Origin of the sequence: Streptomyces venezuelae (assembly GCF_008642315.1) — a bacterium.
GTDB classification, from domain to species: domain Bacteria; phylum Actinomycetota; class Actinomycetes; order Streptomycetales; family Streptomycetaceae; genus Streptomyces; species Streptomyces venezuelae_D.
On record NZ_CP029192.1, the window covers coordinates 3058026 to 3077049 of the forward strand.

The 19024-nt window shown below is 72.8% G+C and carries 17 protein-coding genes; 5 read left to right on the forward strand and 12 right to left on the reverse strand.

Features of this window, described 5'->3' with window-relative positions; genetic code table 11:
• Nucleotides 1–62 precede the first annotated feature (62 nt).
• Complete coding sequence (locus tag DEJ48_RS12820; protein ID WP_150216247.1) at nt 63–713, forward strand: CGNR zinc finger domain-containing protein; 651 nt, start codon at nt 63–65, stop codon at nt 711–713.
• Here DEJ48_RS12820 and sodX read toward each other — a convergent pair.
• Nucleotides 596–1030, reverse strand: coding sequence for a nickel-type superoxide dismutase maturation protease (gene sodX, locus DEJ48_RS12825; protein WP_150221148.1), 435 nt, complete (start codon nt 1028–1030; stop codon nt 596–598). The two genes, DEJ48_RS12820 and sodX, sit on opposite strands and share 118 nt — an antisense overlap.
• A gap of 144 nt (nt 1031–1174) precedes the next feature.
• On the opposite strand from sodX, the gene sodN reads away from it, so the two are divergent.
• The gene (sodN, locus tag DEJ48_RS12830) at nt 1175–1570 is read left to right on the forward strand and encodes a superoxide dismutase, Ni (protein ID WP_150216248.1); all 396 of its coding nucleotides are present in this window, start codon (nt 1175–1177) and stop codon (nt 1568–1570) included.
• Between the two features lie 73 nt (nt 1571–1643).
• Here sodN and DEJ48_RS12835 read toward each other — a convergent pair whose 3' ends face one another.
• Nucleotides 1644–2303 carry a response regulator gene (locus tag DEJ48_RS12835; RefSeq protein WP_150216249.1) on the reverse strand — a complete coding sequence of 220 codons (660 nt, stop codon included), beginning with the start codon at nt 2301–2303 and terminating at the stop codon, nt 1644–1646.
• 116 nt (nt 2304–2419) lie between these two features.
• Nucleotides 2420–4480, reverse strand: a complete 2061-nt coding sequence (locus DEJ48_RS12840; RefSeq protein ID WP_150216250.1) for a histidine kinase — start codon at nt 4478–4480, stop codon at nt 2420–2422.
• Nucleotides 4481–4760: 280 nt separating this feature from the next.
• On the opposite strand from DEJ48_RS12840, the gene DEJ48_RS12845 reads away from it, so the two are divergent.
• Both DEJ48_RS12845 and DEJ48_RS12850 read left to right on the forward strand, forming a co-directional pair.
• Complete coding sequence (locus tag DEJ48_RS12845) at nt 4761–5669, forward strand: CPBP family intramembrane glutamic endopeptidase (RefSeq protein WP_223832017.1); 909 nt, start codon at nt 4761–4763, stop codon at nt 5667–5669.
• A 143-nt stretch (nt 5670–5812) separates the two neighbouring features.
• Nucleotides 5813–7936 (forward strand): elongation factor G, encoded by a 2124-nt coding sequence (locus DEJ48_RS12850; protein WP_223832018.1) that lies wholly within the window; start codon nt 5813–5815, stop codon nt 7934–7936.
• Here the strand turns inward: DEJ48_RS12850 and DEJ48_RS12855 are convergent.
• The 9 genes from DEJ48_RS12855 to DEJ48_RS12895 all read right to left on the reverse strand — a co-directional run bounded on the left by DEJ48_RS12855 (nt 7881) and on the right by DEJ48_RS12895 (nt 16209).
• A complete protein-coding gene (locus DEJ48_RS12855) occupies nt 7881–8813 on the reverse strand; it encodes a sigma-70 family RNA polymerase sigma factor (protein WP_150216253.1) in 933 nt (310 codons plus the stop codon). The genes DEJ48_RS12850 and DEJ48_RS12855 overlap by 56 nt on opposite strands.
• Nucleotides 8814–8846: 33 nt before the next feature.
• Nucleotides 8847–9785, reverse strand: coding sequence for an oxidoreductase (locus DEJ48_RS12860; protein WP_150216254.1), 939 nt, complete (start codon nt 9783–9785; stop codon nt 8847–8849).
• Nucleotides 9786–10066: 281 nt separating this feature from the next.
• A complete protein-coding gene (locus tag DEJ48_RS12865) occupies nt 10067–10696 on the reverse strand; it encodes an HAD-IA family hydrolase (protein ID WP_150216255.1) in 630 nt (209 codons plus the stop codon).
• Nucleotides 10697–10840: 144 nt separating this feature from the next.
• A complete protein-coding gene (locus DEJ48_RS12870; RefSeq protein WP_223832019.1) occupies nt 10841–11461 on the reverse strand; it encodes a hypothetical protein in 621 nt (206 codons plus the stop codon).
• A 7-nt stretch (nt 11462–11468) separates the two neighbouring features.
• Nucleotides 11469–12443 (reverse strand): hypothetical protein, encoded by a 975-nt coding sequence (locus tag DEJ48_RS12875; protein ID WP_150216256.1) that lies wholly within the window; start codon nt 12441–12443, stop codon nt 11469–11471.
• 56 nt (nt 12444–12499) lie between these two features.
• Entirely contained in the window at nt 12500–12760 is a 261-nt protein-coding gene (locus DEJ48_RS12880) for a hypothetical protein (RefSeq protein WP_150216257.1), read from the reverse strand.
• 55 nt (nt 12761–12815) lie between these two features.
• Complete coding sequence (locus DEJ48_RS12885; RefSeq protein ID WP_150216258.1) at nt 12816–13457, reverse strand: GNAT family N-acetyltransferase; 642 nt, start codon at nt 13455–13457, stop codon at nt 12816–12818.
• 109 nt (nt 13458–13566) lie between these two features.
• On the reverse strand, nt 13567–14700 hold the full coding sequence (locus DEJ48_RS12890; protein ID WP_150216259.1) for a family 2 encapsulin nanocompartment cargo protein polyprenyl transferase: 1134 nt from the start codon (nt 14698–14700) through the stop codon (nt 13567–13569).
• A gap of 102 nt (nt 14701–14802) precedes the next feature.
• On the reverse strand, nt 14803–16209 hold the full coding sequence (locus tag DEJ48_RS12895; RefSeq protein WP_150216260.1) for a family 2B encapsulin nanocompartment shell protein: 1407 nt from the start codon (nt 16207–16209) through the stop codon (nt 14803–14805).
• 182 nt (nt 16210–16391) lie between these two features.
• Here DEJ48_RS12895 and DEJ48_RS12900 point away from each other — a divergent pair, with 182 nt between their 5' ends.
• Nucleotides 16392–19010 carry a bifunctional lysylphosphatidylglycerol flippase/synthetase MprF gene (locus tag DEJ48_RS12900; protein WP_150216261.1) on the forward strand — a complete coding sequence of 873 codons (2619 nt, stop codon included), beginning with the start codon at nt 16392–16394 and terminating at the stop codon, nt 19008–19010.
• The last annotated feature ends 14 nt before the right edge of the window (nt 19011–19024 follow it).

Here is a 19024-nt window from a genome sequence, read left to right on the forward strand (position 1 = left end):
TACCGCAATCGGCCATTACCGGCCGACGAGATGACCCTAGCCCGCCCTCGTAAGGACTACAAGTGGAACTGGCCTATTACTCGGACTACGCCGTACGCCTGGTCAACAGCGAGGAGCCGGGCCGCAACAAGGACACGCTGACGTCCGTCGAGGCGATCAGGGAGCTGTTCGGGCCGAGCACGCAGATGGCGCGCCGCGCCACGGACTCCGACGTCACGCGCTTCCGGTCCGTGCGGGCCAGGCTCCGGGCCGTATTCGAGGCGGCCGACGGCGGCGACGAGACCCTCGCGGTCGACCTGCTGAACTCACTGCTCCTGGAGTTCCCCGTCAGCCCGCAGATCTCCGGCCACGACCACCGGGACGACGACGACCGCCCGCTCTGGCACCTGCACCTGGCGGACCACCCCTCCAACGCGACGGCCGGGTACGCCGCGATCGCCGCGATGGGCCTCGCCTTCCACCTCACCGAGCACGGCGTGGACCGCCTCGGCCTGTGCGAGGCGGCGCCGTGCCGCAACGCCTACCTCGACACGTCGACGAACCGCTCCCGGCGCTACTGCTCGGACCGCTGCGCGACCCGCGCCAACGTCGCGGCCTACCGCGCCCGCAAGCGCCTGGAGACGGAGCGCTCGGCGAGCACGGGCCGCACCGCGCCCAGCGCCCAGCGCGCCAGCGCGAACGGCGAACGGCGGCCCGGCGCGGGCGGACGGTAGCGGAACCGGACCTTTCCGAGGACGAGTTCCTCGGGAACGACGCCGTAGTCCGTGCTGTCCCCGCCCGCGAACGGATTGTCGCCGAGCACCCACCAGCCGCCCACGCGCCGCTCCTTGGCCCGCTTGACCACCAGGAGGTCCTGCTGGAAGGGATGGCACAGGATCACCACGTCACCCGGACGCACCCGCGCCCCCCACCGCACAAGCAGCCGGTCCCCGTGGCGCAGCGTCGGCACCATCGAAGGGCCCGTCACCTCCGCCGCACCCCACGGCACGAGGGGCCTCCCGCGCTCGCTCTCCTGCGACAGCTCCGGCATCACCGGCACCTCCCCGGTCCTATCCTCCACGAGTCCCAGTCTGACCCTGGACTTTTGTCCTAAGCCCATGGGGCCCCTCGCGAAAACCCGTCTCTCACGGAGTAATGTCCCACCTGAGAAGACGATCACGAGGAGGACAGCAACATGCTCACCCGCCTGTTTGCCCCCAAGGTGAAGGTCAGCGCGCACTGCGACCTGCCCTGCGGCGTGTACGACCCGGCCCAGGCCCGCATCGAGGCGGAGTCGGTCAAGGCCGTGCAGGAGAAGATGGCCGCCAACGACGACGCGCACTTCCAGGCGCGCGCCATCGTCATCAAGGAGCAGCGCGCCGAGCTCGCCAAGCACCACGTCTCGGTGCTGTGGAGCGACTACTTCAAGCCCCCGCACTTCGAGAAGTACCCGGAGCTGCACCAGCTGGTCAACGACACCCTGAAGGCCCTCTCGGCCGCCAAGGGTTCGACGGACCCGGCGACGGGCCAGAAGGCGCTCGACTACATCGCCCAGATCGACAAGATCTTCTGGGAGACGAAGAAGGCCTGACGCACCGCGTCGCTTCTTCACGCGTTCACCGACAGCACCCGGCATCCGCGCGGAGCCGGGTGCTGTCGGCGTTTCAGACGGCCCTGGGCCTGGCCAGGCCCAGGTCGTACGCGAGGATCGTGGCCTGCACGCGGTCGCGCAGGCCCAGTTTGCCCAGCACCGCGTTGACGTGGGACTTCACCGTGCCGGTCGTGACGCCGAGCACCTCGGCGAGCTCCGCGTTCGTGTGGCCCGCGGCCACCAGCGTCAGGACCTCGCGCTCGCGGGGCGTGAGGGACGCGAGGAGTTCGGGGTCCGGGGCGGCCGTCGGGGCCGGGACCGTGCCGGCGAAGGCGTCGATGAGGCGGCGCGTGACGGTGGGGGCGAGCATCGCCTCGCCGGCGGCCACGATGCGGATGCCCGCGAGGAGTTCCTCGGGCAGCGCGTCCTTCAGGAGGAACCCGGAGGCGCCCGCGCGCAGGGCGTCGTGGACGTGGGCGTCCTGGTCGAAGGTGGTCAGGACGAGGACGCGCGGCGCCCCGGTGGCGGGGGCGGTCGTGAGCAGGCGGGTCGCCGTCAGACCGTCCATGCCGGGCATGCGGATGTCCATGAGGACGACGTCGGGGGAGAGCTCGGACGCGAGCTGCACGGCACGGGCGCCGTCCGCCGCCTCGGCCACCACCTGCAGGTCCGGTTCCGCGTCGACGATCGCGGCGAATCCGGCGCGCACGACGGCCTGGTCGTCGACGACCATCACCCGGATGGGGGTGACGGCCGTCGGGTGCTCGGTGGTGATGGGGGGCCTCCTTCTGGGGTGCCTCTTCGGGGAGTCAGGGAGTCGGGGAGTCGGGGAGCGGGTGGTCCGGGCGGTCAGGAAGGCACCGGCACCGGCTGTGGGTGCGGCCGCTGCTCGGGTACGTCGCCGGGGGCCGTCACCTCTCTCAGCGCGGCCAGCAGCTCACGCATCGCGGACAGGCCCGCCCGCGCCTCCGTGGCGACGCCGCCCAGGTCGCCCGCCTCGGCCCGCGCGACGACCGCGTCGGCGTGCCGCAGGACTTGGCCGCGCAGTTCCACGGCGATGCGGCGCCGCTCCTCGTGCGCCTCGGCGACCGCCGACCACACCGTGGCCGTGAGCGCGTGGTCCTCCCAGGCCCTGACGCGTTCGCGCCGGGTCCGTACGGCGGCGCCGAGGCCCCAGAACGCCGCCATCGGCGGCAGGAACGCCACGCCGACGACGGCGCCGAGGAACAGCAGGAGCCCGATGCCGCCGCCGTCCTCCGCGAGCTGCGCCATGCCGTCGGCCGCGGCGAGAGCGAGGCAGGACAGGGAAAGGCCCGCGGCCGCCGCGCCGATCACGGGCCAGGTGACACCCGCCGGACCCGCGAACGCGCCCACCGCGTACACGGCGACGCACTCCGCGACGGCCCCCGCCACGACCAGGCACAGCGCCACGTCCGGCGAGAGCAGCCCGAACGCGAGGCCGAGCGGCGCGAGCCAGGCCGTGGCGAGGACCGCGCAGAGCACCGCCCAGGGCGCGCGGCGCCGCCACAGCAGCCCAAGCGCGTGCGCGACGGCGGGACCGCAGGCCAGGGCGACGGCGGTGGGCTCCTCGACGACGACCGCGAAGACGGGCAGCGTGGCGACGGCGAGCGCGACGGCCCCGTCGGAGAGATCGAGGCCGCGCAGGGCACGGTGGCGCAGGGCCCGTTGTTGCAGGGCCCGCTGATGCAGGGGGCCGGGGCCGTGGTGTGCGGACTGTCGGTGCAGAGGGCTCGTCGCGCCCGGCAGGTGGGCGCGGACCGCCCATCCGGCGCCGTCCGGACGCGGCCCCGCCGCGAGCGTGCCGCCGAGCGCGGTGGCCCGCTCCCGCATCCCGACGGTCCCCCGCCCGCCCCCGAGCCGCTGCCGCGCCGCAGGAACGCCGCCGGGCACCCCGCCCGCCGCCCCGTCGTCCTCCACGGTGACGTCCACCGTGCCGTCGGCGGTCCCGGCCAGGATGTGGATGCGTACCGTCGAACCCGGGGCGTAGCGCAGGGCGTTCGTGAGGGCCTCGCGGACGATGGCGAAGGCCGCCTCCGCCGTGGGGCCCGTCAGGGGTGCCGCCTCCGGGGCCACTCGCACGGCGGGGTGCAGGCCCAGGCGCGCGAAGCCTGCGGAGAGTTCGGCGACGCGTTCGCCGAGAGGGCTCTCCTCGTCCGCCGCCGACGTGCGCATCAGGGCGACCAGGCGGTGCAGCGCCGCCGACGTCTCGCGGCCCGTGTCCGCCGCGAACTCAAGCGCCTGAGCCGACAGCTCGGGCTTGCGGTCGCCGAGCCGGAGCGCGGCGTCCGCGGTGACGACCACGGATGTGAGGTGGTGGGCGCTCACGTCGTGCAGTTCGCGGGCGAGCCGCTCGCGTTCGGTGAGCGCGGCCCGCGCCCGCTCGGACTCGGCCCGCGCCAGATCCCGCGCCGCGGTCCGCCGCCCCGCGAGCCAGCGGCGGCGGCTGCGGCCGAGCCCCACGACGGTCAGGAACAACACGCAGTTGACCGCGGCCTCGCCCGCCGCTTCGACCCCCGGCTCGAGCACCAGAACCGACCGGCCCGCCTCACAGACCGCGAGGACGGGTCCCACGACGGCCGCCGTCCGCCCGGGACACCGCACGGCGACCGAGTACAGGGCGATCAGTACGCCCAGCGCGTGTACGAGCGTCGCGTCCTGCGGGAGCGGCAGACACGCGATCAGGACGGCTTCGACGGCGAGCGCCGCGGCGACGGGGCGCCTGCGGCGTGCGGCGAGCGCCGCAGTGAGCGCGGCCGCGGCGGTGAGCGCCGCCACCAGCTGGACCGCCCCGACCGCCGGATCGTCCTCGCGCAGGGCGCGCCCCGGCCAGTAGGCCAGTTGCAGGGCCGCCGTCAGGACGGGCAGCAGCCAATTGCGTATTCGCTCCATATCGGACTCGATGATACGGAGGGGTGCGTTCTCTATCTCTGGTTGGAGAGCGTGATCGTGCGGGCGGCCGACGTTTCGGCCCGGCGCGGCAGGAATGCTGGTGGTCATGACCGCGACACCCTCCCCCGAACATCCCGAACACCCAGCTCGCCCCGCTCGCCCCTCACACCTTGCTCACCCCACCCATCCCCCCTTCCCCACCCCTCCCCTCCCTCCCGTTCCTCCGCTCCCCTACCACCGCCTCGCCCACGCCACCGGCCGCCACCGCTGGTGGCGCCCCGTGGCCGGGACCGGTCTGGTGCTCGCCGGTGCGCTCGTCGCGGCGATCGCGGTACTGCTGGTCGGTGAGATCGCGGGAGCGGTCTTGAACCGGCCCGTCGACAAGGACGGCTTCCACGTCTGGGGCGGCATCGGCGAGACGGGCAGCGCGCTGCTCTCGCTCGCCCTGCTCACACCGGTGGTGTTCCTCGCCGCGCGCTGGGCCCAGCGACGTCCGGCGGGCACGCTGTCGTCGGTGACGGGCAGGCTCCGGTGGAGTTGGCTCGGGCGGTGCCTCGTGATCGCGCTGCCGCTGGTCGTGGCGTCGTCGGGGCTCATGTTGCTGTTGCCCGAGTCGGCAGGCGGTGGCACGGACGGTACCGGCGGCGGGACGGAGTGGGCGGGGTGGCCGGACTTCCTGCTCGGCCTCGCGATGGTGTGCGTGCTGGTGCCGTTCCAGGCGTCGGCGGAGGAGTACGTGTTCCGGGGCTGGCTCGTCCAGGCGGTCGGGGCGTGGTGCCGCACGCCGTGGGTGGCGCTCGTGCCGCAGGCGCTGCTGTTCGCGGCCGCGCACGGCTGGGGCACGCCGTGGGGCTTCGCGGACCTCGTGGTGTTCGGACTCGTGGCGGGGGTCCTCACGGTCCGGACGGGCGGACTTGAGGCGGCGATCGGCCTGCACGTGGTCAACAACCTGCTGGCGATGGGCGTCTCCGCGGCGATCGCCGGCGCGCTGGCCTCCGACGAGACGGCGGCGGACATGGGCTGGATGGCGGTGGGCGTCGACGTGGTGATGCTCTGCGGGTACGCGGCACTCGTCCTGCGCCTGGCGAGCCGCCACAAGGTCGAGGCGGTCTCCGCGCCGACGCCCGCACTCGCCCCTGCCCCTGCCCCTGCCCCCGTGTGGGAGCAGTCGGCCTGGCGGCGCGGTTAATCGGTTGCCGCAAGAGGGCGGCTGTTGTTGGACTGGAGTCGTCGGCGGAAGGTCGGCGTCGTCTGCGGAGGAGAAGGAAATGCGGCGTTCGTGCATGTCCCACGCGAATGGAAATCCCACTTCTCCAAAGGACATGGACGTACGTGCAATCACCCCTTCCGCACACCCTGAACCTGGGCATTCTCGCCCACATCGACGCCGGTAAGACCAGCCTGACCGAGCGGTTCCTGCACGCCGCCGGCGTCATCGACGAGGTCGGCCGCGTCGACGACGGGAACACGCAGACCGATTCGCTCGCCCTGGAACGGCGGCGCGGCATCACCATCAAGTCCGCCGTCGTCTCCTTCGCCGTCGACGGTACGACCGTCAACCTGATCGACACCCCCGGCCACCCGGACTTCATCGCCGAGGTGGAGCGCGTGCTCAGCGTGCTCGACGGGGCCGTGCTCGTGGTCTCCGCCGTGGAGGGCGTCCAGGCGCAGACCCGCGTCCTGCTGCGCACGCTGCGCCGGCTCCGCATCCCCACGCTGGTCTTCGTGAACAAGACCGACCGCCGCGGTGCCCGGTACGAGGGCGTGCTGCGGCACATCGCCGAGCGCCTGACCCCCGATGCCGTCCCGATGGGGGCCGTCCCCGGCATCGGCACGCGCGACGCGCGCTTCGTCCCGTTCACGGGGGACGACGGCTTCACCGCGCGGCTCACCGAGCTCCTCGCCGAGCACGACGACACGCTCCTCGCCGCGTACGTCGACGACCCGGCGTCCCTCACGTACGACCGGCTCCGCACCGAACTCGCCCGGCAGACCCGGCGCGCCCTCGTGCACCCGGTGTTCTTCGGATCGGCGGCCACCGGCGCGGGCATCCCCGAACTGATGCGTGGCGTGCGGGAGTTGCTGCCCGCCCTGCGCGGTGACGCCGACAGCCCCGTGTCCGGCAGGGTGTTCAAGGTCGAGCGCGGCGCCGCCGGGGAGAAGATCGCCTACGTCCGCATGTTCTCGGGCACCGTCCGCACGCGCGACCGTCTCGGTGCGGCCAAGGTCACCGGCATCGGCGTCTTCGAGCAGGGCGCGAACGTGCGGCGGCCCGAGGTGCGCGCGGGGCAGATCGGTACGTTGCGGGGGCTCGCGGACGTCCGGATCGGGGACGTGATCGGCGTACCGCGAGAAGGAGTCCGGGCAGATGCCCACCACTTCGCGCCGCCCACCCTGGAAACCGTCGTCAGCCCGCTGCGCGCCGCCGACCGCGGTGCCCTGCACCTCGCGCTCACCCAGCTCGCCGAGCAGGATCCGCTGATCGACCTGCGACAGGACGACGTCCGCCAGGAGGTCTCCGTCTCGCTCTACGGAGAGGTGCAGAAGGAGGTCGTCCAGGCGACGCTCGCCGAGGAGTACGGGCTCGACGTGACGTTCCGCGAGACCACGACGATCTGCGTGGAGCGGGTCATCGGTACGGGCGCGGCCCACGAGATCATCGACACGGACCCCAATCCGTTCCTGGCCACGGTCGGGCTGCGGGTGGAGCCCGCGCCGGTCGGGGCGGGGGTGGAGTTCCGGCTGGGGGTCGAGCTCGGGTCCATGCCGTACGCGTTCTTCCGTGCCGTCGAGGAGACGGTCAGGGAGACGCTTCAGCAGGGCGTACACGGCTGGCGCGTCCCCGACTGCACGGTCACGATGACGCACGCCGGCTACTGGCCCCGGCAGAGTCACGCCCACGGCACGTTCGACAAGAGCATGTCGAGCACCGCGGGGGACTTCCGGCACCTGACGCCGCTGGTCCTGATGGACGCGCTGCGGGCGGCGGGCACGGCGGTGCACGAGCCGATGCACCGCTTCCGGCTCGACGTGCCGGCCGACACGGTCGGGGCGGTCCTGCCCGTGCTCGCCCGGCTGCGCGCCGTCCCGCACACGCCGACGACGAGCGGGGCGTCGTCCCGGCTGGCCGGAGACATCCCCGCGGCGCAGGTGCACGCGCTGGAACAGCTCCTGCCCGGACTCACGCGGGGCGAGGGCGAGTTGGAGTCCGCCTTCGACCACTACCGGCCGGTGCGCGGAGGCACTGTCCCGACGCGCGAGCGGACCGACCACGATCCGCTCCACCGCAAGGACTACCTGCTGCGCGTGGTGCGCCGGACCAACGGCGGCGGCAGCAGAAGCGGCGGCAGCGGAGGGGAGGGCGCCGCCGCCACCGCTGCCCGGTGGCCCCTCGGGCGCCTCAGCCCTCCCTCAGCGGGCGCGTCAGGACCTCCAGCCGCTCGCGGTCCGCGATGATGTTGATCTCCACGATCCGGCCGTCCACGACCGTGAGGGCACCGAGCGAGACCGGCTCGCCGCCGGGCAGGGCGACCAGACCCGGCATGCCGTTGATGAACACCATGCGCTGGTCCGCGGCGACCGCCGCGAACATCGCGGCCTGCCCGGCCACCGCCGCGGCGCCGCGCACCACCTTGGAGAGCCCGGACGACAGCTCGCCGGTGTCGGCGCGCAACACGACGTCCGGGTCGAGGAGTTCGAGGAGCGCGTCGAAGTCGCCGGCACGCGTGGCGGCCATCCACGCCTCGACGACCTCGCGCTGCTTGGCGACGTCGGTCTCCGCCGCGGGCGTCGAACCCTGCACGCGGCGGCGGGCCCGGCTGGCGAGCTGCCGGGTCGTGGCCGCCGAACGCTCCACGATGGGCGCGATGTCGTCGAACGGCACGGCGAACATGTCGTGCAGCACGAACGCGAGGCGCTCGGCGGGCGCCAGCGTCTCCAGTACGACGAGGAGCGCGAGGCCCACGGAGTCGGCGAGCAGCACCTCCTGTTCGGGGTCGGCGATGTCGGCGCGGGTCACGACGGGGTCCGGGACGTGGGTCTCGCCGTGGGCCTGCACGGACGCGTCGAGGGAGTCCTCGCGCCGGGACTGCCGGGTGCGCAGCAGGTCGAGGCAGATGCGGCCGACGACGGTGGTCAGCCAGCCGCCCAGGTTCCGCACCTCGCCCGCGTCCGGCCCCGCTTCGGTGCGGCTCAGCCGGAACCACGCCTCCTGCACCGCGTCCTCGGACTCGCTCAGCGAGCCGAGCATGCGGTACGCCACCGCGTTCAGGCGGGGTCTGTGCTCCTCGAACCGTGCCGCGAGGGCGACTTGAGCCGATCCGTTCTCGATCATCCGTCCATTGAACAGGAGAACCGACGGAATGCGTCAGCCGGTGGCGCGGAACGCGTAGCGTACGGAGGTGAATTCCTCCGACAGGTCCCACAGCCTGCAGCCGCTCTCCGCGTCCGCGGCCCGGGGGGCCAGCTCCACCGTCCTCGGCGCCCCGCGCAACTCCGCCATGCCGCCGGGGCCGATGAACTGGCCCCCTGTCACTCCCTGTTCCGTCGCCGCGAACAGCGTCGGCAGCGCGCCCTGGTCCGGGCTCTGGGCGAGCGGCAGCAGCATCCCGCCGAACAGGAACTTCACCATGCCCGCGGGTGACGTCGTCTGGAGATTGGTCGAGGTGTAGCCCGGGTGGTCGAGCAGGCTGCGCACCCGGCTCCCCGCCGCGGTCAGCCTGCGGTGGAGCTGCCAGCCGAAGACGGCGTTCGCGAGCTTCGACTGGTTGTAGTGGCCCATCGGCGCGTACTTGCGGTCGCCGTTGATGTCGTCGAAGAAGAGCTCCGCCTGGCGGTGGTTGGGCGAGCTCACGGTCACCACCCGGGGGTCGTCAGCGGCCTCCAGGAGGTCGAGCAGCAGCCCGGTGAGCGCGAAGTGGCCGAGGTGGTTGGTGGCGAACTGCACCTCGTGGCCCTGCGGGCTGAGGAGACGCCGCGGCGGCGCCATCAGTCCCGCGTTGTTGATCAGCACGTCCAGGCGCGCGTGGTCCGCGCGCAGCTCGTCGCAGAAGGCCCGGACGGAGTCCAGGTCCGCCAGGTCGACCCGCCGCACCTCAAGGGCGGCGCCCGGGATCTCGGCGGTGAGCCGCTCGGCCGCGGCGCGGCCCTTCGCCTCGTCGCGCACGGCGAGAATCACGTGCGCGCCCTTGCGCGCCAAGGCCCGGGTGGTCGCGAGGCCCAGGCCGCTGTTGGCCCCGGTGACGACGGTGACCCGGTTGCTCTGGTCGGGGATGTGCTCTGCGGTCCAGCCACGTTGATTGCTCATGCGGCACAAACTGCCCCACATGACACTGAGTGTCAATTACTTCCCATGGTGCCTCAAGTGACTCTCGATCGCAGGCGGGTGAGCATGGCTGAGGGCGCGCGGGGGTGAGGACGCGCGTAGGTCGAGGACGCGCGTAGGTGAGGGCACCTGTGGCTCAGGCGAGGGCACCTGTGGTTAAGGGCGCGCACTGTTGAGAGCGCACGTTGTTATGCGCGCGCTGTAGGGAGCGCGCGCTGGCGGGAGCGCGCGCCGTTGCGAGCCGCCCCCGGTGGCCGACTCGGTCAGACCAGCGGGGTCAACGCCGCGCGCAGGTCCGCCGGTTCGCGGTAGAGCAGACCGGTCATGCCGAGCTCGACGGCGGCGTCCACGTTCTCCTGCCGGTCGTCCACGAAGAGACAGCGGGCGGGGGCGACACCGGCGCGCTCCGCGGCCGTCTCGTACATGCGCCGGTCCGGCTTGGTGATGCCGAGGTCGGCGCTGCTGATCACGTCGTCGAGGCAGCCGTCCGGCCCCGTGAGGCCGAGCAGGGCGAGGTCGTCGGCGAGCCAGGGCGTCGCGTTCGTGACGAGCAGGACGGGCAGCCCGGCCGCACGCGCCTGCCGCAGCAGCCCCACCACGGCGTCATCCGCCCGGAACTTGGTCTCGGCGAGCGTCGTGCCGAGCTCGTGCCCGCGCTCCCGGGGCACCCGGTCGGCGAGCCCGTCGGCGATCGACTCGATCCACCGCTCCTTGGTGATCTCGCCGCGCATCAACGGCATGTCGGTCTCGGGCCGGAAGGCGATCTCGGCGGTGGCGCCCGCCGGCAGACCCGCCGAACGCTCCGCCTGTTCCAGTTCCGCCATCTCGTAGAAGCGGATCACGCCGTCGAGATCAGTCAGTACGGCGTCGAACGCCCGGCCGCGGCTCGTCATGCCCCGTGTCTATCACGCGCCCGCGCACCACCTGCCACCTCCCTCGGCCCCCTACTGGTCCCCGGTCACCCGCAGGCCGGCGGGCGGGACGGACGAGGGGGCGCTCGGGACGGCCGACGGGGGCCGCCGCGGAGCCGGACATCGTCATCGCGCGTGCCCTTCCGTCACGTCCGCGCCCCACGCCGCCAGCCGCTCCGCCATCGGCCCCGTCCCGTCCAGCACGTTCCGTACGTAGGCGTCCCGCTCATGCGCGATCACCGCCGCCTCCCAGACGCACGGCGCCAGACCGACCCTTCCGGGACGCATCTCGTCCGGCTTGCCCGCGGGTCCGAGGAACACGGCGAGGTCCGACATGGACGCCTCGATCCAGGTCTGTACGAGGACGTAGTCGCCGTCACCGCCCGCGTGCACGATGAGCACGGCGAGCCCCAGCGAGCCACGGGCGCGGCCGAGCTCCAGATGCGGTCCTGCGACGCGGAGCGCCGACGCCTCCTCCCGCTCCGTGACGACCCGACCCGGCGCCTCGACCGCGTACACCTTCACGAGGTGCCCGGCGATCTCGCGCGTGCCCAACGGCCTTGCGGCACGGCCGTGGTGCGTCTGGCTCAGGGCGCTCAGAGCGCGGACGTCGACGGCGCCGGGCAGGGTCGCTGAAGCGGCCCTCGGCACCGCGTCCGAAGCCGCCACCGCCCCCGATCCGCACCCTGACGCCGACCCCGGACCCGACCCGGATTCCGACTCCCGGGACCCCTTGAGTTCACTCATGCGCCCATCATCCCGTCTCGCCGAGCGCCTCGCGGACCGCTGCCCTCAACCGGTCCTGGTCCTCGCGCACGGCTTCGTAACGGGACTTGTCACGGCGCAGGTCTGCGCGCTGCTTCTCGGCGGTGACGGCCCACCACACGCCCGTGACGTTCAGCCCCCGGTTGCACTCGACGTCGGCGACGGCCGTGCCCAACTCGCGTTCCGTGCGGTGGGTGTTGCCGTCGTCGCGCCCCTTCGTCCACGCCTTGTCGGTGGACGCTTGCACGGGGTTCGCGTACCGCTTGAAGCCTCTGTCCTCGACACAGCGCGACCAGTCGCGGAACACCCTGCGGACCCGCTCGTCCTTGGCGACGGCCTTGGCGATCCTCTCCGTCCGCCGGGGTACGTAGCCCCACATGCGCGTCGGGTTGGCCACGTCCGCCTCGGTGTGCCGCGCCGCCTCCCCGGAGCAGCCACCCTTCGGGACCTTGCGGCCGTTCACCACGGAGCGGCCGCCCTCCCCCGCCTCCGGCCCGAACAGCACCTGGCGCTCCCGCCGGGTCACCTTCCGCCCCTTCGGCAGGAAGTCCGCTTCCAGCGCTTCTGCGCGGTCGGGGTCCAAGCCGTAGCCCCAGCGGCGGGCCCGGTCGAGGTCGAGCGTTCCGTACGGGTCCACGGCCACCAGCGTCGTCTTGAAGGCGGACGCCATGCGGGTCCCGCTCCACGTGTCGGGGTCGAGCGGGAAGTCCTCGAACCCGAAGCCGCGCATGCACTGCCGCTGCAGCCGGTCGCGCGCCCTGCCCAGACGCCTGTCGTCCTCGCTGCTGAACTCGTACTGCTCGAAGGGGAGTTCCGGCATGTCGGCCGCGGTACTCACGCGCGGCACGCCGGGCTCCCTCGCGTAACCGGGCGGTGAGATGCCGTCCGGCTCCGAGCCGGTTCCGGCTCCGCACCCCGCCAACACCACGCCCACGAGGGCGAGTACGCCCCACCGCACCTTCACCAGGTCCCCTCCCGTACGGCCGCACCAACCGAACCGTGGGACCCTACTCGCTCGCGTCACTTGCTCCCGTCACCGGGCGGCACACGCCTTCTGCCGTGCCGTGTGCGGGAGCGCCTGGCGCCCGCCCCCGGCTTCTCGTCCGTCTCGACGACGCACGCCTCGCACTCCGTGTTGCGGCACGGACCGGGCCCCCACACGGGGACGAACACCCCGAGCACCTTGCGCCGCCTGATCGCCGTACCCACCGGCCCTCCGCAGACCCCGCAGACCGTCACGTCCTGCGGGGCCGGGCCGGGCTGTGGCCCATCGCTGCCCATACATCCAGGTTATTCCGGTCCCGGCGCGCTGGGCAGCCCTACGACCAGCGCTTCTTCAGGCCCGCGGGGCGCGCCACATCGGCCACATGGGCGGCCCGTCCGGCAGGTCGAGCGTCGTCCCCATGAAGGTGAAGCCGAGGCGCGCGTACAGATCGCGGCTGCGCGCGTTGCTGGCCTCCAGGTAGGCGTGCAGGCCGTCGCGGTCGCACCGGTCGAGCACCGCCGTGACGAGAGCCGTGCCGAGTCCTTCGCCCTGACGGTCGGGGTGCACGGCTATGAGGTGCAGGTATTCGTGCGCGCGGTCGGTCGGGTGGATCGCCTCGGTCAGCCTGCCGATCACCTCGACCCGTTCGTTGTCCGGGTCGACGGCTCGACGCAGCAGCGCGGGCCCGTCCGCCGCACCCGCGTCCGCCGCTGACCCCGCTTCCGCCGCGTCGTCGGCCTCCCCGTCCCCGTGCGGCCCCGCGGGTACGGACCACCACAGGGCCACCGCCGCGCCGTCCTCGGTGATGTCGACGTACCCCTCGTCGAGCGCGATGTCGAGGAAGGCGCCCATCAGCGCCCGGTGCGTGCGCACCCGGTGCGCCACCTCGGGGAAGACCCAGCTGCTCACCGGGTCGTGCACCAACGCCGCGTCGAGCAGTCGGATCACGTCCTCCCGGTCGTCCGCCCCGGCTCTCCGGATCGCCACACCCACAGCCCGCCCCTGTCCGTTCGTCCGCCACGACCGCGCGCCCGTCGACTCCGCGTCAGCGCGCTCTGCACGCCTGCGCGCCGGTCGCAGCGTACGTGGTCGGCTCGGCGGTTCAATACGTACGTCGCGTCACGAACTCCGCGAGCGCCAGCAGCCCGCCGGCCGCCTCCGGGTCCGGCACCGCCACGGCGAGCTGGCCGATCGCGCGGGACATCCGGTCGGCTGCGTGCGCCTGCGCCCAGTCGCGGCCGCCCGCCCGCTCGACGGCCAGGGCCGCCCGCGCCGCGTGCTCGGGCGCGCTCTCCGTGCCGCCGGGCGGCCTGTCGTACAGCTCGGCGAGTTCGGCCGCGGCCGGTGTGCCCGACGCCAGGGCGGCGACGACGGGCAGGGACTTCTTGCGGGCGGCGAGGTCGGCGCCCGCGGGTTTGCCGGTGCGGTGGGGGTCGCCCCAGATGCCGATGACGTCGTCGATCAGCTGGAAGGCGAGGCCCGCCTCCCGGCCGAAGCCGTCGAGCGAGTCGACCTCGTCGAGCTCCGCGCCCGCGTACACCGCCCCGAGCGCGCAGGCGCAGCCGAGCAGCGCCCCCGTCTTGGCCTCGGCCGTGGCGAGGCACTCGTCGAGCGTGACCTCGTCCGGGCCGCGGCGTTCCAGCGCGCAGTCCGCGTGCTGGCCCGCGCAGAGCTCCATGACGCAGCCGGCGAGGCGGGCGGCGGCCGCCGGGGCCCCCGGGTGGGGGTCCTCGGCGAGCATCCGCTGCGCCAGCGCCTGCAGGGCGTCGCCGGTGAGGATGGCGTCGGCGTCGCCGAACACGGTCCACGCGGTGGGGCGGTGCCTGCGCGTGGTGTCGCGGTCCATCACGTCGTCGTGCAGCAGCGTGAAGTTGTGGACCAACTCCACTGCGGCGGCAGCCCGCACCGCGCCCGCGGGGTCGCCGCCCAGTGCCCGCGCCGCGGTGAGCACGAGCGCGGGCCTGATGGCCTTGCCCGCGCTGCCCGCGGCCGGTGTGCCGTCCGCGTACTCCCACCCGAAGTGGTAGAGCGCGACCCTGCGCAGGGACCCGGGCAGCGTCTCGATCGCCCTGCGCAGCTCCGGGTCGACGAGCTTGCGGGTCGACGCCAGGATGTCCGCGGCCTCCGGCCCCTCACCGGTCCCGCCGGGCCTGCCGGGTTCCAGGATGCGCCCCTCCACGTGCACCGTGCCTGCCGTATCCACCGTGCCTGCCGTGTCCGTCGTCGCGTCCGTCATGGACTCACCCCGGGAAGGATGCGGACGGTGGCTGTTCCTCGGCGTGTGGGCGCGTACGGAGGGGGTGTACCCCGTGCCGCGGCCGGGGACACAGCCCCGGGGTCAACTCCAGCGACCGATCTCCACGTTCTCCAGGACGCCGAGCGCGTCGGGCACGAGCACCGCGGCCGAATAGTAGGTCGACACCAGGTACGAGATGATCGCCTGCTCGCTGATGCCCATGAACCGGACGGACAGGCTCGGCTCGATCTCGTCCGGGATGCCGGTCTGGTGCAGGCCGACGACGCCCTGCTCCTCCTCGCCCGTACGCATGCAGATGATGGATGTCGTGCTGGCGTCGGTGACCGGGATCTTGTTGCACGGGAAGATCGGCACGCCGCGCCAGGTGGGGATCCTGGTGCCGCTCATGTCGATGGTCTCCGGGACGAGTCCGCGCTTGTTGAGCTCACGGCCGAACGCGGCGATCGCGCGCGGGTGCGCGAGGAAGAGCTTGGATCCGCGCCTGCGGCTCAGCAGTTCGTCCAGGTCGTCCGGGCTGGGCACACCGGCGTGCGGCTGGATCCGCTGGTCGTACTCACAGTTGTGGAGGAGGCCGAACTCGCGGTTGTTGACGAGCTCGTGCTCCTGGCGCTCCTTGAGCGCCTCGACCGTCAGCCGCAGCTGCTGCTCGGTCTGGTTCATCGGCTGGTTGTAGAGGTCGGCCACGCGCGTGTGGACGCGCAGGACGGTCTGGGCGACGCTCAGTTCGTACTCGCGCGGCGCCGATTCGTAGTCCACGAAGGTGCCGGGGAGCACGGCTTCGCCGACGTGGCCCGCCGACAGGTCGATGGGGGACTCGCCGAAGCCGTTGGTGCGCTGCGCCGGAAGCGCGCGCAGCCGCTCCAGGTGGTCCCGGAGGGGTGCGCTGCGCTCCGCGATCTGCTCGACGTCCTGGCGGGGCAGGGCCAGGACCGTGCACGCCGTGACCGCACGCGCGGTGTACTCCCAGATCGTCTCGGAGTCGACGAGCGCCTGGTCGCCGAAGTAGGCACCGTCGGCGAGGGTTTCGAGGACGGTGTCGTCCCCGTAAGGACCCGTGCCGACCTTCTCGACGCGGCCGTGCGCGAGCAGGAACACCTCGTTCGCCGGGCTGCCGAAGGAGGCCAGGACCTCTCCCGCGGCGAACTCCCGCTGCTGGCAGCGCTGCGCGAGCTCGCCGAGGACCTCCTGGTCGTCGAAGTCCCGCAGCACGGGCAGCTCGCCGAGCTCCGCGGGGATGACCTGCACGCGGTCGCCCGTCTTCACGAAGGTCACCCGACCGTCACCGACCGAGTAGCTCAGCCTTCGGTTCACCCGGTACGTGCCACCCTGCACCTGGACCCAGGGCAGCGTACGCAGCAGCCAGCGTGAGCTGATCTCCTGCATCTGTGGCGCGGACTTGGTGGTGGTGGCCAGATTCCGTGCGGCGGACGTGCCGAGACTCTGCTGCGGCTGCTCCGACTCGGAACGGATCTCTTCGCCTACCGACATTGGCTTTGCCCTCCCGGATACCTGCGGTCATCTGCGCGCCCCACCCTTCCAGCACGGAACGTGTCCGCGCCATTACACAAACGAGGGGGAATGGATCACCCTCCCGCGGGGCAGGAGGGGCTTTCCACTCGTTCGGCCCAACTCGGGAGGTGTCGGGCTCCGCTCCCTGGTGGGCTCGGGAAATGACCACCTCCGCGGCCTCCGCCGACCCCGGCGAGCGGGAGCCGGCGGCGCCGCTCGCGCCGCCGGGCGAGCACGGCCCGATGCGCCTGCTGCGCGCCGTCGGCCGGGCGTTCGAGCCGGTCCGCCGCGCACCGGTGACCGTCTTCGTCGTCGTCGCGCTGTGGTCGGTCAGCGCCTTGACCCGCAGCCTCGGCTCGGGCCCGTCCGGCACGCTCCTGAACGACGTCGGCGTGGGCGTGCCCGCGCTCGCCGCCGGCCGCTGGTGGACGCCGCTCACCTCGATCCTGTGGTGCCCGGGGATCGGCAACTACATCGGTTCGACACTGCTGTTGCTGCTTCTCGGCTCGGCGGCCGAGCAGCGCATGGGTTCCGTGCGCACGGGTGTCGTCCTCTTCCTCGGCCAGGTGCTGGGTTCGCTGCTCGGCACCGGCATCGTCAAGCTGGGCGCGCTGGCGGGCGAGGACTGGCTGCACGACCTCTCCCGGAATCTGACGGCGACACCCGGCATCGGCGCGTGTGCCGTCGGCGCCTTCCTGAGCTACCGCCTCGACGCCCTGTGGCGGCGCAGGCTCCAGCTGGGCCTGATCGTGTTCCCACTGATGCTCGTCCTGTACGTAGGACATCTGCAGGGCGTGCTGCGCCTGTCCGCGGTCGTGGTGGGCCTGGGTCTCGGCGCCCTCGCGCACGGGGACACGCACCGCATACGGATGCCGCACGCCTCGCACGGCGAGGGACGGGTCCTGGTGGCCCTGGTGGTGGCCGCCTCCGCCGTCGGCCCGCTCATCGCCACCCTCTACAAGGACTCGTTCGGCCCGTTCAACGTCCTCGACCTGTACGTGTCCGGCGGGCCGAGCGCGCGGGACATCGCGGACGCCTGCGTGGACGCGGGCAGCTCCGACTGCGCCCGCGTCCACGCCCAGGACCACTTCTACGGCTCTCCCGCGATGCTCATGGGGATCGCCATCCCGCTGCTGCTGCTCGTGCTCGCCGAAGGGCTGCGGCGGGGCCTGCGGCTCTCCTGGCGGATCTCGGTGGCCGCGCAGCTGGTGTGGCTCGGGCTCATGGCGTACCTCCTGAGCGACATCGCCTCCCACCCCGACCGGTACGTCCTGGAGGGCAGCGATCTGTCCGACCAGAAGGCGGCGATGATCCAGGCCGTCGTCGAGCAGATGCTGCTCCCGCTGCTCGTCCTGGTGCTGCTCCTGTTCACCCGGAGACGCTTCGAGCAGGGCCTCTCGCGCGCCACCGTGACGTGGCTCGCGGGGATCGTCGGCGGCTCGCTGCTCCTGGCCTGCGGCACGTACGTGGGCGTCGGCTACGCGGTGCGCGACCAGTACACGCCCGACGCGACGTTCCCAAGACTCGTCTCGGGCCTGCCGACGCAGTTCCTGCCGCCGAGTTACGAACCGTTCTTCTTCCGGGGACAGGCCCCCGTCCCGGTCGGCGGCACCGCCCTGGCCCTCTACGAGTACTGCGGCATGCTCTTCTGGGTGGTCACCCTGATCGCCCTCTTCGTGGCGTTCCGGCGTCCCCTGCTGCACCCGGACCCGGGCGCCGCCGCACGCGCGCGTGCCCTGCTCGCCGCGCACGGCGGCTCCACGCTCTCCTATCTGACGACGTGGCCGGGCAATCGCTACTGGTTCTCGGCGGACGGCCGGGCGGCGGTCGCCTACCGGGTGCACTCGACGGTCGCGCTCACCACGGGCGACCCGTTCGGGGAGGAGTCCGCGCGCGGGGACGCGATCGAGGGTTTCGCCGCGTACTGCGACCGGCACGCCCTGACGCCCTGCTTCTACAGCGTGACGGCGGACGCCAAGGCCCGCACGGACGCGCTGGGCTGGAGCTCTGTGCAGGTCGCCGAGGACACCGTGGTGCCGCTGCCGGAGCTGGCCTTCACGGGCAAGAAGTGGCAGGACGTCCGCACCGCCCTGAACAAGGCCAAGAAGGAGGGGATCACGGCGGAGTGGCACACCTTCCCGCGGGCGCCGATCGCGCTCACCGACCAGATCCGTTCGATCTCCGAGGAGTGGGTCGCCGACAAGGGACTCCCCGAGATGGGCTTCACGCTCGGCGGCCTCGACGAGCTCGACGACCCGCACGTGCGCTGCCTCGTCGCGGTCGACGGGGACCGCACCGTGCACGGCGTCACCAGCTGGATGCCGGTCTACGGAGACTCCGCACAGCCGGACGCGCGGGAAGCGGCCGACGGGGCCGCCGCCCGGCCGGTGGGCTGGACCCTGGACTTCATGCGGCGCCGCTCCGACGGGTTCCGCGGCTCCATGGAGTTCCTGATCGCGTCCGCGGCGCTCGGCTTCAAGGAGGAGGGCGCGCAGTTCCTCAGCCTCTCCGGTGCGCCGCTCGCCCGCTCCGGCACCGGCGAGCCGCCCGCCGCGCTGCAACGCCTCCTCGACCACGCGGGCCGCGCTCTGGAGCCCGTCTACGGCTTCCGTTCGCTGCTCAACTTCAAGGCGAAGTTCCAGCCCGAGTACCGGCCCATGTACATGTGCTACCCGGACCCGACGGCCCTCCCCAGCATCACCCGCGCGATCGGCAAGGCCTACCTCCCGCACATGAAGCCGTCGGAGGGAGTACGCCTCATGCGCAAACTCACCGCCTAGCCACGACCCCCGCC